The organism is Kyrpidia spormannii (assembly GCF_002804065.1).
Lineage (GTDB): Bacteria > Bacillota > Bacilli > Kyrpidiales > Kyrpidiaceae > Kyrpidia > Kyrpidia spormannii.
Map to the genome: position 1 here is coordinate 3,081,576 of NZ_CP024955.1, position 16,512 is coordinate 3,098,087.

Genomic DNA, 16,512 nt, shown 5'->3' on the forward strand with positions numbered 1-16,512 from the left:
ACAGCCGCATGCCAGACTTCTACGTGAGCAAAAGAAGATCAAGGTTCTCTGAAGGGGCATTAGATCTTTTTTTGATCGCGCAATGTTTGTGCCGGGAAAAGGAATCCGCAGCGGTGCGGCCGGCCCATTTCGAGCGCCAAGAAATCGAAACGATATGGCGATCCCGTATCGACAAGAACATAGGGCGGCCTGCCGTTGGGCTTTCGCCGCCAGACCTCGGCCGATCCGGCAAGTGGGTTAAACCCGACCGACCGCCCGAGATGCAAGAAGGGAATCTTGTTTTCCTCGCAAATTTTGGCGACGTAGCTGGGCAGGTCCAGGCCGATGACCGTGAACCCGATCTCGTTCCAGGCCGCCCGTTCGTTCACGAGCTGGCTGGCGATAGATGTGAGCAAGTGGGTTTTCCTTGTTCCAGCACCACCGACTACCAACGTGTGCTTGAAGGCTTCTTCCGCTTCAAGTACGCCGTTGCCAAGATCGAACGGTACCGCCTTCCAGTTTGCCACTTTAAAAGTCCCCTTTCTTTGGACTTGCTTCTTCGTTTTCTGGCTGGTGATCGAATTGTCTTCCCGGCGATAAGCTGACGCAATGAAGTGTGGTGACTTGTCCTTCGTGGCCGTTCTGAACTGCTTCCAGAAAGAGTTTCGCCAACTCTCCCTCGATTTGAACAGCATTCTTTTCCATGCCCGTCATCTCCTTTTTCGAGTTTTGGTCGTGCAAATCGAGTAGGAGGGAGCGGCTAGCCCCCGTCCTCTCACACCACCGGACATGCGGGTCCGCATCCGGCGGTTCACCAAGATTGACGAAGCCTTCGGTAACGTTCGCTTAAACTCATCAACCCTTGGGCCTGCCAGTAGGCGTTGCCCAGGACTCGATTCATCGGCCCATGGGCCATTCGCCATGGCCCTTTGCGGGCGTTGGCGAATTGGTGCACCACCCACTCCGGCAATCCCGGTGCGCGCAGTTCACGATATCGCGTCCGTACCCGTTTCCACTGTCTCCAGAGACACATTCGCAGCCTCCGCCGTATCCATCCTTCGATTTCTTCGAAGGTGCTCGGCGTTTCCGCCAGGGCAAAGTATCCGATCCATCCGCCCAGATATGTGTTCAGCCGTCGGATTCGTTCCTCCATGGCGATCGGTGTGTCCTCGCCGTGAGGGCTCGGATCTTGGCCTTGACCCGGTCGATCGACTGCCTGGCCAGGCGAATCCGGATTTCCCCGGCTTTGCGTTTGTACATGCTGAATCCCAGAAACTTGAGTTTCCACGGTGGGTCCACCGTGCTCTTCTGCTCGTTGAGTTTGAGTTTTTAGCCGCTCCTGCAGGAATTTCCGGACACTCGCCAGGACTCTCTCCCCCGCCCGTTTGCTTCAGACGTAGATGTTGCGGTGAGTAGCCCCGGGGAGTTTCACCCCGAGGCCCTCTCAGAACCGGACGTGAACCTCTCGGCTCATCCGGCTCCCGTTATCTAGCCTAAGGTAAAATCCCCATTTGCCAATGCACGAACAGTTTCGGTTCACGCCTGGCGATTTTCCCGAGCCAGTGTGTCGCCCGCCGCTGGTGGCTAGCAAACTTCTTGTATTTGCGTCGTACCCAGCGAACCAAAGCTCGGTTCATGTGCCGGAGCACAGAGTACAGTTCCGATTTGTAGAAGCGCCCATAGTATTGGATCCAGCCCCTAATGACGGGATTGAACATCCTGGACAGATCCTCAAGGGTCTTGTCCGGCTTCAGATGCATGCGCCAATCGTGAATCGTCTGCCGCATGGCCTTCTTCGCCTTGTTGCTTACCGCTGGGGTGAAGTTGATGAAATGCTTGCCATATCTGTTCTTGGACCTTCGCGGTCGAAACGTGTACCCCAGAAAATCAAATTTCGTTTCCGGGTGCTCCCCACGTCGATCGTCATCTTTGCAATAGACGATACGCGTTTTGGTCGGATGGAGTTCAAGCCCGCATTCTTTGAACCGCTTTTCCAAGCTGGCTCGTAGCTTCTGCGCACCTTCCAGGCTATTACAGTGTGCTACCGCGTCATCAGCATACCGGGCAAACGGTTTGTCCGGATGGTTCTTGTCCATCCATTTGTCAAACGCGTAATGAAGAAACAGATTAGCCAGCACCGGGCTGATTACACCGCCTTGCGGCGTACCCTTCGTTCGCTCCACCACGGTCCCATCCGACAACTGAAACGGTGCCTTCAGCCATCTTTCAATGTACAGAATCACCCATGGGTTATCCGTGTGTTTACGAACAGCCTTCATCAGCAGCTCGTGGTCGATGTTGTCAAACAGCCCCTTGATGTCAAACTCCAGTACCCAGTCGTATCGCCAACATCTTTGCCGGGTGACCGCAAGCGCGTCCGCTGCCGACTTCCCTGGCCGGTAGCCATAAGAGTCCTCATGGAAGTATGGCTCCACTTTGGGCTCGAAGTACATCTTCACGACCATTTGTGCGACGCGGTCCGCCACCGTGGGTACTCCAAGAATCCTTGTTCCTCCGTTTTTCTTGGGTATTTCCACTGCCTTGACTGGTGGAGGAAAATAGCTGCCGGAGGACATCCGGTTCCAAATCTTGTAGAGGTTGTTTTTCAAATTGGCCTCAAACTGCCCTAGGCTTTCCTCGTCTACCCCAGCCGCTCCCCGGTTCGCCTTGACTCGTCGGAACGCCTCAAGCACCACATGTTTAGAGATTTTGTACGGCTTTGTTTTGTCCATTGGCTCCTCCCTTGCGGTTGACCTCTGCACAAAACTGGATAACACAACCCCTTCACTCCACTTCCATTACGAAGCTTCGTCGCTACTACGGGTTGTTCCGCCCCTGCACCTCGCATCGGTACTTTCGTCCTTGCGGGTCCTCCGCTTGGAGTTTTCCCTTCGCATCGAAGTGCAGGTTCCCACGTTCCGAATCGAAGCCTGTGCCGCGTTCACGCCGCCTTCATGCCGGTCACCGCCTGGACAGTAAGCAGGTTTCCTCCAGACTGATCCCGGGCTAACGACTACCTCCCGGTTTTGATGACGTCCCTACGCTTTCGACACGTTATCAGCGGTTCACTGGTGTTCGTCTCCATCGGCACGCACCTGACGAGGTCTGGCCTCGCCTTTTCCGTAACGCTCACTACCATGGCTTTTGACCACAGCAGCTTACGGTGGTTTGAAGCCTCCACCTGCATGGCGACTTCGAGGGGCCTGCCCTCATCTTCGATTCGGCATGGCCTTCGAGCCATCACCTAGCTCGTCGCATTCGTGGCGCACAGTCATCCGCATACCGGACGAACTTGTGGCCCCTCTTTTCACCCCATTCACCATGATCCCTGCCTGGAGATACCGGCGAATGACCTTGAGCACTCGTTTGTCCGTGACCTTCCGGGCTACCCGGGCCATAAGGATGTCATGATTCACCCGGTCAAAGAACTTTTCCAGGTCCATGTCCACGGCCCATTCGTATCCTTCTTCCACATACTGCCTCGCCTTCTTGACCGCCTCGTGTGCCCTTCTTCCGGGTCGGAACCCGTAGCTGGCCTCCGAAAATTGCGGGTCAAAGATGGGCGTCAGCACCTGCAGAAGTGCCTGCTGGATCAGGCGGTCCATCACGGTGGGGATCCCCAGCATCCGCTTGCCTCCCCCGGGTTTCGGGATTTCGACCCGGCGCACGGGCTGCGGTCGGTAGATCCCCGTGAGCAGCTCTTCCCGGATGCGCGACCACTCGGCTCGGATCTGTTCCCGGAGGTTTTCCGTGGGAATGCCGTCCACGCCGGGAGCCCCCTTGTTCTGCTCCACCCGCTTCAGGGCGGCCAGCATGTTCTGCCTGGCCACCACCTTCTCCATCAGGCCGTCACCTTGTTCTCCGCGAGGTGAAGCTCCGCTTTGTGCCGGAGAAGGGCTCGGCTCTCCCACGGTCCCCCGTGGCTTCACCACTTCCTCCCGTGGGTAGTCCCTGTTCAGGGTTTTCGGCTGTCTTCGTCCTTCTCGCGAACGCACCGGTTTCACCTCTGTCTTGATGTTCGGGCCTTCCCCCGGAGTTCATGACCTCCTGGGTACTATGCCCTCTGCTGACTCCTGCCGGTTCAACCGAACCTCTCGATCCGGATTGCCAGTCCCCTGGCGTATCCGGCAGGCCTCCCCGGGTAAGAGCGTTGACCTTCCCCCCGCGCCCGCCTCATATACTCCGCCGCCCTTTGGCAGCCTTTGGATTTCGCTGTGTCTTGCCAGCTCATCCGAACGGCGTAGCCTCGTATGAGGTTCTTGTTCATCGGGCCGTGGGTTTGCCTCCAGCTTCCTTCGGATCCCACCTCACGATGGACACCCTTGCCTTTGGCTAGCAGACTCGTGCTGCCTCGCCTGCAGTGGACTTTCACCACCCAGTCAACGCCCATGCCGGGCGCACATCGAGTAGGAGGGGGCGGCTAGCCCCCGTCCTCTCACACCACCGGACATGCGGGTCCGCATCCGGCGGTTCACCAAGATTGACGAAGCCTTCGGTAACGTTCGGTTAAGCTCATGAGTCCTTGGGCCTGCCAATAGGCGTTCCCCAAGGCTCGATTCATCGGCCCATGGGCCATCCGCCACGGTCCTTTGCGGGCATTGGCAAATTGATGAACGACCCACTCCGGCAGCCCTAGCGCGCGCAGTTCACGGTATCGCGTCCGTACCCGTTTCCACTGTTTCCAGAGACACATCCGCAGCCTCCGCCGGATCCATCCTTCGATTTCTTCGAAGGTGCTCGGCGTCTCCGCCAGGGCAAAGTATCCCATCCATCCGCCCAGATACGTGTTCAGCCGCCGGATGCGTTCCTCCATGGCGATCGGTGTGTTCCTCGCCGTGAGGGTTCGGATCTTGGCCTTGACCCGCTCGATCGACTGTCTGGCCAAGCGAATGCGGATTTCCCCGGCTTTGCGTTTGTACATGCTGAATCCCAGAAACTTCAGTTTCCACGGTCGGTCCACCGTGCTCTTCTGCTCGTTGAGTTTGAGTCTTAGCCGCTCCTGCAGGAATGTCCGGACACTGGCCAGGACTCTCTCCCCCGCCCGTTTGCTTCGAACGTAGATGTTAGCATCATCCGCATACCGGACGAACTTGTGACCTCTCTTTTCCAGTTCTTTGTCCAGGTCATCCAGAAGGATATTCGCCAACAGGGGACTCAGCGGCCCGCCCTGTGGTGTCCCTTCCTCTCTTTCCATGACCACTCCGTTCACCATGATCCCTGCCTGGAGGTACCGGCGAATGACCTTGAGCACTCGTTTGTCCGTGACCCTCCGGGCTACCCGGGCCATCAGGATGTCATGATTCACTCGGTCAAAGAACTTTTCCAGGTCCATGTCCACGGCCCATTCGTATCCTTCTTCCACATACTGCCTCGCCTTCTTGACCGCCTCGTGTGCCCTTCTTCCGGGTCGGAACCCGTAGCTGGCCTCCGAAAATTGCGGGTCAAAGATGGGCGTCAGCACCTGCAGAAGTGCCTGCTGGATCAGGCGGTCCATCACGGTGGGGATCCCCAGCATCCGCTTGCCTCCCCCGGGTTTCGGGATTTCGACCCGGCGCACGGGCTGCGGTCGGTAGATCCCCGTGAGCAGCTCTTCCCGGATGCGCGGCCACTCGGCTCGGATCTGTTCCCGGAGGTTTTCCGTGGGAATGCCGTCCACGCCGGGGGCACCCTTGTTCTGCTCCACCCGCTTCAGGGCGGCCAGCATGTTCTGCCTGGCCACCACCTTCTCCATCAGGCCGTCACCTTGTTCTCCGCGAGGTGAAGCTCCGCTTTGTGCCGGAGAAGGGCTCGGCTCTCCCACGGTCCCCCGTGGCTTCACCACTTCCTCCCGTGGGTAGTCCCTGTTCAGGGTTTTCGGCTGTCTTCGTCCTTCTCGCGAACGCACCGGTTTCACCTCTGTCTTGATGTTCGGGCCTTCCCCCGGAGTTCATGACCTCCTGGGTACTATGCCCTCTGCTGACTCCTGCCGGTTCAACCGAACCTCTCGATCCGGGTTGCCAGTCCCCTGGCGTATCCGGCAGGCCTCCCCGGGTAAGAGCGTTGACCTTCCCCCCGCGCCCGCCTCATATACTCCGCCGCCCTTTGGCAGCCTTTGGATTTCGCTGTGTCTTGCCAGCTCATCCGAACGGCGTAGCCTCGTATGAGGTTCTTGTTCATCGGGCCGTGGGTTTGCCTCCAGCTTCCTTCGGATCCCACCTCACGATGGACACCCTTGCCTTTGGCTAGCAGACTCGTGCTGCCTCGCCTGCAGTGGACTTTCACCACCCAGTCAACGCCCATGCCGGGCGCACAAGAAAAAAGCCCGCACAAAGGCGGGCTATGCCTTGATTTTTTCCTTAATTTTGTGTTTTAAGGAGGAAGCGACCATCCAAATCACAGAAAGTGTTGGTAATACCAACCCAAAAACGAGGATTTTTTCGTTGCCGACCAGTTTTCCGAACAAAATGCTTAGGACTAGAACGGAAACCCACAAATCCCACCATGTGGCCGGGAGGCCCGCCGCACTCCACAAGCCCTTGGACCAACACCAGGGTGGAAATGGGAGTTTGAGGTGCGGGTTTGATGACGATGGCGTTGCCCGCCGCCAGGGCCGGGGCGATTTTGTGGACCGCCAGCAAAAACGGATAGTTGAAGGGGGTGATCCCCGCCACGACACCCAGGGGCACCCGGATTGCAAAACCCATTTTGCGTTCGGATCCCGGGATGCTGTCCACGGGAAGCACCTCGCCCCCGATGCGCTTGGCCTCCTCGGCCGCCAGGAGCATGGCGTGGTAAGCCCGGTCCACCTCCACCACGGTGTCCTTGTGGGGCTTGCCCACCTCGTCCACCAACAGGGTCACCAGTTCCTCCCGGCGGGCCCGGATCCACGTCGCAGCGGCGCTGAGCCATTCGTACCGCTCGAAGGGCGACAACGGCCGGCTGCGGAAAGATCGTTCCGCCGCCGCCACCGCCCGGTCCACGTCTTCCCGGGAAGCCGTGCACACCCAGGCCATGGGCTCGCCGGTGAATTTGTTGCGCACCAGAACCGGCTCCGCCCCTTCCACCGCTTTGCCGTCGATCCACAACCCGTACACCGGCAGACCGTCTCGGCCGGCGATGGTCATGCGTTCTGCAATCACCGGTTGCTTCCCTCCTTTCACCGCGGTCTCGCCCCAACCGGTCTCGGGTGCTCCAGAGCGCGGACGACGGCGTCCCCCACCTCTTCGGTGCTCGCCGTACCGCCCAAATCCCGGGTCCGCACCCGGCCCTCCGCCAAGACCTGTTCGATCGCCCGCACCACCTCCGCCGCCGGCTCCGGGTATCCCAAATGCTCCAACATCATGGCTCCGCTCCAGATGGCGGCAATCGGATTGGCGATGCCTTTGCCGGCGATGTCCGGAGCCGAGCCGTGCACCGGCTCGAACATCGAAGGGAAGCGTTTTTCCGGGTTGATGTTCCCCGCCGGAGCCACGCCCAGCCCCCCGACCACCGCCGCCCCGAGGTCGGAGAGGATGTCGCCGAACAGATTGGTGGCCAGAACCACGTCCAGAGTCTCCGGCCGCAGCACAAAAAGCGTACTCAGGGCGTCGACGTGATAAAAGGACACATCGACATCGGGAAACTCCACCCGGCAACTCCGGATCACCTCGTCCCAGTAGGGCATCGTGTGCGCCAACCCGTTCGATTTGGTGGCCACGGCCACACGGCCCCGGCGCCTCCGGGCCAGAGACAGGGCGTACCGGGCCACCCGTTCGATCCCGTATCGGGTGAAAACACTGGTCTGCACCGCCATCTCCACCGGCGTGCCGGGATGAAGCCGTCCGCCGATATCCGAGTATTCCCCTTCGGTGTTTTCCCGGACGATGACAAAATCGAGGTCCCGGGCCTCCTTGTGGCGAAGGGGGCTCTCCAACCCGGCCAGGAGCTTGGCCGGTCGCAGGTTGACATATTGTTGGAAAGCTTTCCGGATGGGCAGAATCAGCTGCCAAACCGACACGTGATCGGGCACCGAGGGGTCCCCGACGGCTCCGAGATAGATGCCGTCATAGGCGCGCAACTGTTCAATGCCGTCCTCCGGCATCATCCGGCCGTGACGTCGATAATACGAGCAATTCCAGGGAAGCCAGTCGAATTCCAGGCGGAACGTCCCGGCACGCGTGGTGGCCGCTTCCAGAACTTTCACGCCTTCCCGGACGACTTCCGGTCCGATCCCGTCCCCCGGGATCACAGCGATGCGGTGGGTCCGCACAAGAGTCCCCCTTTCGCTACGGCCGCACCCGGATCGAATGCGACCGATGGATACGCCCCATCTCAAGCAAGAACAATGCCAATGGTGGAAAGTCGTGGACCACCGGACGGACGCCGGATTTCCGTCATTCACGATTCAAATCTGGAAAAATTGCAACCTACCGCAACAGCATATCCGACCGTTCCGGCATCTGAATGTTGCATCTTGTTTCATCCGGTTGCAGATGATCAAGTAGTCCCCCCGAAAAGCGTGGAGATACCCGGGTTCAGGCCAGTCGGCGAATCTGAATGACGCATCGGAGTATTGCACCGGAATTATACATCGCTCTTGTCTTTCATGGCTTGGAAGGGGGCCCTGTGTCCCAGCGCGCTAGCGGCCGTCTGCCCGCCGCTCCGCCGGCCGCCCGTTCGCGTCCCCATGCCGGCGAATCTTCCGCCACAACGTTGTCCGGTGCATCCCCAAACGCTTGGCGGCCCGTCCGATGCGCCACCCTTCTTCCTCCAGCACCCGACAAATGTGGGCCCACTCCCGCTCACTGTCCCGACCTCCCCGGTAGCGATCCGGGAAGATGGGCGGCATCGCATTGCTGGGCGGCTGTTCCCCGCCGGGGTCTCGCGATACCCCCGGAACAATCTCCGAACTCCCGCTGTCCACCTTAGGACGCATTGTCTCGGCCCAGGCGGGACCATTCGCGGCCGGAGCCCCGCCGACGTCACCCGCGTCCCTTGCCGGAGCCCCCTCCATCCGAAACGGCAACCACACCCCGGGCTGAAACAGGCGAAGGGCCTGTCCCGCGTGACAAAGGACGATGGCCCGTTCCACCAGATTTCGCAATTCCCGCACATTTCCGGGCCACGGGTAGTCCTTCATGCGCTCCAAATCTTCCTCCGGCGGAGGGAGGATGTGCTTGCCTCCCCCATCTATCCATTCCCGCACGAACGCCCGCACCAGGTGCGGAATGTCCTCGGTTCGTTCCCGCAACGGCGGAACGGACAATACCAGCACGGCCAGCCGAAAAAAGAGATCCCGGCGAAACATGCCCCGTTCCATGAGAGATGTCAAATCCTGGTTTGTCGCGGCAATGATGCGCACATCCACGGGAATCACCCGGGTACCGCCTAAGCGCATCACCTCCCGTTCCTGCAACACCCGCAGGAGCCGGGCCTGAAGAGCGATGGGCAGCTCCCCGATTTCATCGAGAAACAGCGTTCCTCCGTGCGCCAGTTCGAACAGACCCTGCTTGCCTCCTTTTCGCGCCCCGGTGAACGACCCTTCTTCATAACCGAACAACTCACTTTCCAACAGCGTCTCCGGTACCGCCGCACAATTGAGAGCCACAAAGGGGCCGCCCCTGCGACGGCTGGCGGAATGGATCCCCTGGGCCAAAATCTCTTTCCCCGTTCCTGATTCTCCCATCAAAAGCACCGTGGAATCGACTCCTGCGTACCTTCGGGCCAATTCCACCAACTCCCGCATGGCCGGAGACTCCGCCACCATATCTTCCAAAGTCCATTTCGCCGCGAGCCCCCGGTGATGCAGCTTGCGGCGAATCGACTGTTCGTATTGCTGCAGCTGGGTGACATCACGGAACGTGGACACAGCCCCGATCAGCTCTCCCCGCCGGATGATCGGAGCCCGGTTCGCCACCACCGTCCGGCCGCCGACCTGACGCAGCTCATCTTTTTCCGGGGTCTTTCGTTCCAGCACCCGCGGAAGTCCGGCACCCGGGTTGAATTCCGTGATGATTTTTCCCAGGGCCTCTTGAACGGGTATTCCCAGGATCTCTCCGGCCGCCGGATTGAACACCACCACCCGGCCTTCGTTGTTCACACCGATAATGCCGTCGTGGGACAGATCCACGATTGTCCGGTAAAATTGCAGCTGTTGCTCAAGCATCGGGTACAGGGAGTCCATCCGCCGGACCGCTCCGCACAGGGCGGCCAAATATTCGGATCGTTCCCATAAACCAGGGTCGAGGATGACGGGCATTCCGGGCCCGGGGGCGGTCCGGCCTTCGGGCACCAGCCAAAGGGTGGCCGAGGATTCTGCCGGCCCCTCCTCGCCCGGAGGAGAACGGTCGCCTTTACAGACCGCCACGAACGCTTCCTCCCCCGCTTCCTGCAGCGCTTTCTCGATTCGCTTCCGTTCCGCTTTCGATCGGCAGACAATTCCGATATCCATGCACCGCTCCCCTTTCTCAGCGACGCGTCCCGGTTCTGCGACGACCCTACGTTTCCTCTCATTCTACACCACAACTCGAATTCCGAGAAAAATCGCCGCATCCGTGAACGCATCGGTCCCGGTTTGATATGTTCAGAGAAGGGGGAGAGCCCATGACCGTCGGAGAGCCCTTTCGCACCAAAGACGTGCTTCGTCGTCCGATTTTTCAAGAGGCCAAAGTGGTAGCCGGGGGGACGCGGCATACGGCGCCCGGTACGATGGGTGCACGTTCTGGAGGTCAGCGATGCCGCGGATTTGCTGCACGGCGAAGAAGAGGTTGCATCCCACACACTCGGATTCATCCACGACGAGCATCATGTTACCCGATGCCGTCTGCACCCGGTCGATGCACTGATGCGCCGCATCTTCGCAGGAGATATAGCACTTGTTGCACTGGATGCGCCTTTGCTGGTCGATCCGGGCGACGATTTTGTACTCCAAATTCAGATCGCTCCAGTCCACGTATCGGTGCACCGCCCGGCCACCAACTCCATCACCAATACGGAGAAAAAAGACGGGGGTGCCCCCTTGTCACACCCCGCCAAAGCCGCCGAAAGCTCCCTTCCCGCTTCCTTCGAAACCAGTTCCAGCCGCAAATCCAACGAATCTGCATAAAGTCTCTTCTTTGTGATTCACGGACACATCATAATCCCAAAAAATCTTCTGCAGACAAAACCGTAAAGAGCCCCCTCAGAGCTACCGATCGTGAGTCACTTCTTATCCATCGTGTCGAGAAGAACCTGCATCAGGTTGGCCACTTCACAAGCCTGGTAATCCTTTGAGTTGTTCAGCCCCTCAATCACGCCTCGGACCGTTTCTGGAGACTTGTTTTGACTGAGCTTTGCCTTCCCCTCCACCGCCGTGATTTCGATTTCGATCCCAACAACAGTCTTCTCCAATTTGACATAGAACTCCTCGTCTAATCGCTCCAGAAGTGGGGAGTCCGGTTCGTAAAATCGGACCATCTCCCTTAAAAGACAATGCAGTTTTTTCTCGTCTCTGACGATTTGGCAGTTACCGAAGACGTGTACGGCCACATAGTTCCAAGTGGGAACGGCCTGCTTCTCGACGTACCAAGAAGGTGAGATGTAAGCATGAGGTCCTTGAAAAACGATTAGAACTTCCGTGTTGTCGAGTTCGCGCCAATGCGGGTTCGCCTTTGCGAGATGCCCGAAAAGTTTTTTTCGATCCGGATCCAACAACAACGGTAAATGGGTCGCAAAAGGACGACCTTTGACCTGGGAGAAAAGAATTCCAAAACTGTTTTTGCGTATGAATTGAATCATGACATCTTTGTTTCGCATGTGAAATTCTTCTGGAATATACATCCTGTTCCCTCCCGAAAAACGCTACAAGAACAACGGTTCGAGTGCTCACAAACTCGTCTCGCCGGACTTTGGTACCGTCCATCACACCACAAGCAAATTTCATGCCAGATTATAGAACCTCCAAATTCTCATCAACCGAGCTCCAGCCAATGGCACAGAATTTGCTTATTCAACATTCGGCCGCATCAGAAACAATCGAGAAAACAACCAGAAAGGAGTCAATGCTAGTGGGCAAGACAAATCACGAGCATTTTTTGCAATGGGATCTGCTAACTTTATCAGCGGCGATAAAAAGAAAAGAACTATCGCCCGTAGAAGTAACTCAACAACTCCTGCAGCGAATCGATGCAATCAATGCAAAACTAAATGCCTATATTACCGTCTTTTACGAAGATGCACTTCAAGCAGCCGTGCAAACAGAAAAAGAAATAGCTGTAGGACATTGGAAAGGCCCGCTGCATGGGATTCCAATTGCTTTAAAAGATGTAATTTATACAAAAAATGCTCGAACCACCATGGGATCTGAAATCTATAAAGATTTTATTCCTGATTACGATGCTGGCGTCGTGGAGAAGCTGAAGCAAGCAGGCGCTATTATCATTGGTAAACTGAATACCCATCAGTTTGCGTACGGTTCGACTGGAGACCGTTCGTACTTTGGTGCAGTGAAGAACCCATATGATCTTACGAAAATAACCGGCGGATCCAGTAGCGGTTCAGGTGCAGCCGTTGCTGCGGCTCTATGCTATGGAGCCCTGGGGACAGATACGGGGGGATCCATTCGCATACCAGCCACATGCTGTGGGATTGTGGGCATGAAGCCAACCTTTGGGAGAGTCAGCAAATATGGTGTGTACCCACTGAGCTGGACAATGGACCATGTAGGCCCCATGACGCGAACGGTTCTTGATAATGCGGTTTTGTTAAATGTTCTATCGGGATATGATGAACGGGATCCGTATTCCGAAAGGACAAAAGACGAAGATTTTACCAGACTGATAGGACAAAGCATTCAGGGAACCGTGATCGGAGTACCCTCGTCCTATTATTATGACAACCTGGATCCTGAAGTAGACTCGAAGGTTAGAAACGCTGTAGAGATTTTCAAGTCTTTAGGTGCCCGTGTGCGTGTCATCGACGTCACCAATCTCGAAACCATATTCATGGCTCAACGACTGACGTTAAGCAGTGAAGCGTTTGCGGTCCACAAAGATACACTTGAAAAGTTTCCTGAGCAATATGACCGGGAAGTAAAAGAACGTCTCTTGAGGGCCGAGCGGATCAAGGCACATGAATATGTACTAGCCCAACAACAAAGGCATAAGGCCAAACACGCATTCCTCCGGGCTCTGAGCGATGTCGATGTCATCGTAACGCCCACTCTTCCCATTTTGCCGCCGAATATCGAACAGAGAGAAATAAAGATGAAAGACAATACAGAGCCTGTCCTCAGCACGCTTGTTCGTCTAACAAGTCCGACGAATTTTAATGGCTTCCCGAGTCTATCGATTCCGTGCGGATTTTCGGAATCGGGATTGCCGATTGGGTTACAGCTGATCGGTCGTCCCTGGGATGAGGCCAATCTTTATCGGTTTGCATATGCATTTGAACGGGAAGCTTCTCTGCCAAATCTGATTTGAACGAGACTGTCAAGTATCCGGCCCCTAATTTTTGTTTTTCAGTAAAGAGCAGGGCCCGAAGGCCCGTCCATCGTCGACGGTCGGCAGTCTGATATACGGGGGTTGCCTACCACATGTCGTACCTCCATCAAAAGGGCTGCCTCGGACTAAAGACTTACATCAGGTTATCCTGGCACATAGTCGAACGAGGCTGGCCCCGTTTCGTAATGACTAAAATATCATCTAGAGTAGATACCTAAATCGAATCCCGTTACATGAATGTGAGGAGGGGGCTGGGCTAGCCGCCCCCTCTCCTCGATTCATCGAGGTGATGACACACCGCACCACTCGATGAGGGTCGCAGCCATGACCTTGGCGGCGTCGAACAGGTCTCGGATGGCCACCGATTCATTCGGATAATGGGCCAATCGGGTAGTGCCCGGGCCAAAGACGATTGACGGAATCTTTCCAACATGAGTAAACAACCCCGCATCCGTTGCCCAAGGGGCTCCCTCCACTATTGGGTCTCTACCCAACACATGTCTAAATCCGTTGACCAACGAGGTCGTCAGTTCATGGGACACATCGATTTCTGAGGGCATCCAGCGGGCGCCAAACCATTCGATAGCGGGCGGATGTTCCCGAAGCCAAGGGTCTCGCTGCGTCCAATCGTGCACGAAGCTTTCCATTTCTTGACAAACGCTATCCCACGTTTCATGAGGGCCTACGCCGATACGTCCTTCGATGACAGCATGGTCCGGAACTGAAGAAGGCCATTTGCCGGCATGAAAGACCCCGACGTTAATCGGTATAGGAATTTGGAAATGACGGTAAAGAGGATTGTCCATCCTATCATTACGTTGCTTTTCCAAAAATTGTAGTCCTTGTATCAGGTACATCCCTTTCTCAATGGCATTCACGCCTTCATAACGGGTTCCGCCATGAGCGGACACCCCGGGAACGCGGATGCGAAACCACATGGACCCCTGTTGGGAGACAAAAATTCTCATGTCGGTGGGTTCAGGAATCAAACAGGCATCTGCTCGGTAACCCCGCAATAATGCGGAAAGAGTACCGGCACCGCCGCTTTCTTCTTCCACGACACTCTGAAGAATGACATCCCCGCGAAGACGAATGTTCAGAGCCTGGAGGCTGCGGACAGCCAATATCGCCGAAAAGATCCCCCCCTTCATATCGGACGACCCGCGTCCAAACACCCTGCCGTCAACAATGTACCCGGAAAAGGGATCGTCGGACCACTGTGAAGGATCACCCTCGGGCACCACGTCTATATGACCATTCAGAATGATAGAACGTCCGCCGCCGGTCCCCTGCCAAACTCCCACTACATTGGGACTGCTGTCAAATGAAGTTCGGTTAGAATGAAATACCGGATGCTTGGCGAGAATTTCAGCATCCGGGTACCAGGTATCAACGGTAAGCCCCATTTCCGTAAATTTTTTTGCAATAGACTTTTGTGCACCTGCCTCATTTCCCTGAACACTAGGTTCTTGTATCAGGGACGCCAAAAAAGTAAGCTCTGATGATCCATGCTCGTCAATCCAAGACGAAATTCGTTTGATGAGTGTGCTTTCCACGCTGTTCACCTCCCAGGTCTCAACGCTTTATAAAGCAAAAAATGTGCCAACTATCGAATTCCGTATTTCTTCAACCGTCGAACCAGGGACGATTGACTCATCCCCAATACTTTCGCCGCTTTCCTCGTACTTTGATATTCGCGGTAGGCGTGGATCAGATATGTCTTTTCGACTTGCTCCAATGCCTCTCTCAGGGACATGCCAGAGAGGTGAGGGAATGTGATTCGAGAAGACCTTTCTCTGAGGTCGGGCGGTAGGTCGTCAGGACGTATGGTGTTATGTTTTGAAATGGCAATCAATCGTTCAATACAATTCTCCAATTCACGTATGTTGCCGGGCCACTCGTAATCCAGCAAGATTTCAAGGGCCCCTGCTTCAAAATGTTTTTTGACCCCATATTTTTTATTAAATTTTTCTGTAAAATGATCGATCAATGGAAGAATATCCTCTTTGCGTTCCCTCAGACTGGGAACTTGGATCGGGATGATGCTTAAGCGGTAGTATAGATCCTTCCGAAAAGTTCCATCTTGAACCATTTGTTGAAGGTCTCGGTTGGTTGCCGCAATGATTCGGACGTCCACAGTAACGGGCTTTTCGGCTCCAATCGGTAAAAATCGTTTATCTTGAAGAAGATGCAAAAGTTTGGCTTGCACATGAAGCGGCAGCTCTCCAATTTCATCCAAAAAGAGGGTTCCTTTATCGGCCAATTGGACCAGTCCGATTTTCCCATTGGGATTTGCGCCGGTAAATGCTCCTTTTTTGTATCCGAACAGCTCCGATTCAAACAGTGCTTCAGGGATTGAGCTGCAGTTCAACTGCAGAAAAGGTTGATTATAGCGGGGGCTCAATTCGTGAATTCTTCTGGCGATGACGTTTTTACCCACACCCGATTCGCCCGTGATCAAGATCGTGACATCCATGTCTGCAACCCGCTCTACAAGTTCCGTAAGATCTCGAAAGGTTTTGCTTTTACCCACAACGAGGTCTCGTTCTTCGTGTTGCTTCTCCAGACGAATCTTTCTGAGTTCTTGACTGTAGTGCCTCACCAAATCCTCCAATTCATCCAGCTGTTGATGGAAATTTATGGCTTCTGTAATATCACGCGAGTTGGCAATCACCAACTGGATCTCGCCAGATTCATTATAAAGAGCGGTTCCGGTCACCAGATATTTCCGCCCGTCCCTCATAGTCTGAACGACACTCATGGGACGATTTTCTTGCAACACCTTACGGGTGACGGACGGACTGAATATTCCCTTCTCCTCTAACTCGTACACCGACTTTCCAATTAATTCTTCTCGAGACAGACCACAGATTTTAGCACTGGCCTGATTGACCCACAACGTGATTCCTTGTCCATTTGCGATGAAGATCCCGTCCGTAAGAGAGTCCAAGATTCTCAAAAACCAGGTGTGGTCGTACAGTCCTGTCCACTGCATGTTTGATGAGCCTCCTGAAAAGAGATACAAGGATTCTTATATCTAAAATGTAAACCTACGTCAAATGAAAATCGAACCGCAATTGCATCACCTCGATTCAAT

At 55.8% G+C, this 16,512-nt stretch carries 13 protein-coding genes and 1 pseudogene; 1 reads left to right on the forward strand and 13 read right to left on the reverse strand.

Annotated features, from left to right (window positions below; all coding sequences use genetic code 11):
* Window positions 1-59 precede the first annotated feature (59 nt).
* From CVV65_RS17230 to CVV65_RS15190, 11 genes and pseudogenes are all read right to left on the reverse strand, one after another.
* Entirely contained in the window at window positions 60-506 is a 447-nt protein-coding gene (locus CVV65_RS17230) for a hypothetical protein (RefSeq protein WP_232796646.1), read from the reverse strand.
* A gap of 1 nt (window position 507) precedes the next feature.
* Window positions 508-684: a hypothetical protein gene (locus tag CVV65_RS17005; protein ID WP_198592213.1), complete on the reverse strand. Its 177-nt coding sequence runs from the start codon at window positions 682-684 to the stop codon at window positions 508-510.
* A 106-nt stretch (window positions 685-790) separates the two neighbouring features.
* On the reverse strand, window positions 791-1,267 hold the full coding sequence (locus tag CVV65_RS15135; protein WP_198592058.1) for a group II intron maturase-specific domain-containing protein: 477 nt from the start codon (window positions 1,265-1,267) through the stop codon (window positions 791-793).
* Between the two features lie 205 nt (window positions 1,268-1,472).
* Complete coding sequence (ltrA, locus tag CVV65_RS15140) at window positions 1,473-2,756, reverse strand: group II intron reverse transcriptase/maturase (RefSeq protein ID WP_232796647.1); 1,284 nt, start codon at window positions 2,754-2,756, stop codon at window positions 1,473-1,475.
* A 531-nt stretch (window positions 2,757-3,287) separates the two neighbouring features.
* Window positions 3,288-3,974: pseudogene (locus CVV65_RS15150) on the reverse strand (reverse transcriptase domain-containing protein); the annotation flags it as partial.
* A gap of 476 nt (window positions 3,975-4,450) precedes the next feature.
* A complete protein-coding gene (gene ltrA / locus CVV65_RS15160) occupies window positions 4,451-5,863 on the reverse strand; it encodes a group II intron reverse transcriptase/maturase (RefSeq protein WP_198592060.1) in 1,413 nt (470 codons plus the stop codon).
* Between the two features lie 451 nt (window positions 5,864-6,314).
* A complete protein-coding gene (locus CVV65_RS15170; protein ID WP_232796649.1) occupies window positions 6,315-7,097 on the reverse strand; it encodes an aldehyde dehydrogenase family protein in 783 nt (260 codons plus the stop codon).
* A gap of 17 nt (window positions 7,098-7,114) precedes the next feature.
* Window positions 7,115-8,206 (reverse strand): tartrate dehydrogenase, encoded by a 1,092-nt coding sequence (locus tag CVV65_RS15175; protein ID WP_100668849.1) that lies wholly within the window; start codon window positions 8,204-8,206, stop codon window positions 7,115-7,117.
* A 369-nt stretch (window positions 8,207-8,575) separates the two neighbouring features.
* Entirely contained in the window at window positions 8,576-10,387 is a 1,812-nt protein-coding gene (locus CVV65_RS15180; RefSeq protein ID WP_100668850.1) for a sigma-54 interaction domain-containing protein, read from the reverse strand.
* A gap of 132 nt (window positions 10,388-10,519) precedes the next feature.
* Window positions 10,520-10,900, reverse strand: a complete 381-nt coding sequence (locus CVV65_RS15185) for a 4Fe-4S dicluster-binding protein (protein ID WP_331250441.1) — start codon at window positions 10,898-10,900, stop codon at window positions 10,520-10,522.
* A 236-nt stretch (window positions 10,901-11,136) separates the two neighbouring features.
* Window positions 11,137-11,754: an FMN-binding negative transcriptional regulator gene (locus CVV65_RS15190; RefSeq protein ID WP_100668852.1), complete on the reverse strand. Its 618-nt coding sequence runs from the start codon at window positions 11,752-11,754 to the stop codon at window positions 11,137-11,139.
* Window positions 11,755-11,981: 227 nt separating this feature from the next.
* Between CVV65_RS15190 and CVV65_RS15195 the strand changes: the two genes are divergently transcribed.
* On the forward strand, window positions 11,982-13,394 hold the full coding sequence (locus tag CVV65_RS15195) for an amidase (RefSeq protein WP_232796650.1): 1,413 nt from the start codon (window positions 11,982-11,984) through the stop codon (window positions 13,392-13,394).
* A gap of 299 nt (window positions 13,395-13,693) precedes the next feature.
* Here CVV65_RS15195 and CVV65_RS15200 read toward each other — a convergent pair whose 3' ends face one another.
* Together CVV65_RS15200 and CVV65_RS15205 are read right to left on the reverse strand one after the other, a co-directional pair.
* Window positions 13,694-14,971 carry a peptidase gene (locus tag CVV65_RS15200; RefSeq protein WP_100668854.1) on the reverse strand — a complete coding sequence of 426 codons (1,278 nt, stop codon included), beginning with the start codon at window positions 14,969-14,971 and terminating at the stop codon, window positions 13,694-13,696.
* Window positions 14,972-15,021: 50 nt separating this feature from the next.
* Complete coding sequence (locus CVV65_RS15205; protein ID WP_100668855.1) at window positions 15,022-16,410, reverse strand: sigma-54 interaction domain-containing protein; 1,389 nt, start codon at window positions 16,408-16,410, stop codon at window positions 15,022-15,024.
* Window positions 16,411-16,512: the final 102 nt, after the last annotated feature.

Coding starts and splice junctions, on each gene's coding strand:
- CVV65_RS17005 (WP_198592213.1), bottom strand. CDS start 684: ATGGAAAAGAATGCTGTTCAAATCGAGGGAGAGTTGGCGAAACTCTTT.
- CVV65_RS15180 (WP_100668850.1), bottom strand. CDS start 10,387: ATGGATATCGGAATTGTCTGCCGATCGAAAGCGGAACGGAAGCGAATC.
- CVV65_RS15190 (WP_100668852.1), bottom strand. CDS start 11,754: ATGTATATTCCAGAAGAATTTCACATGCGAAACAAAGATGTCATGATT.
- CVV65_RS15205 (WP_100668855.1), bottom strand. CDS start 16,410: ATGCAGTGGACAGGACTGTACGACCACACCTGGTTTTTGAGAATCTTG.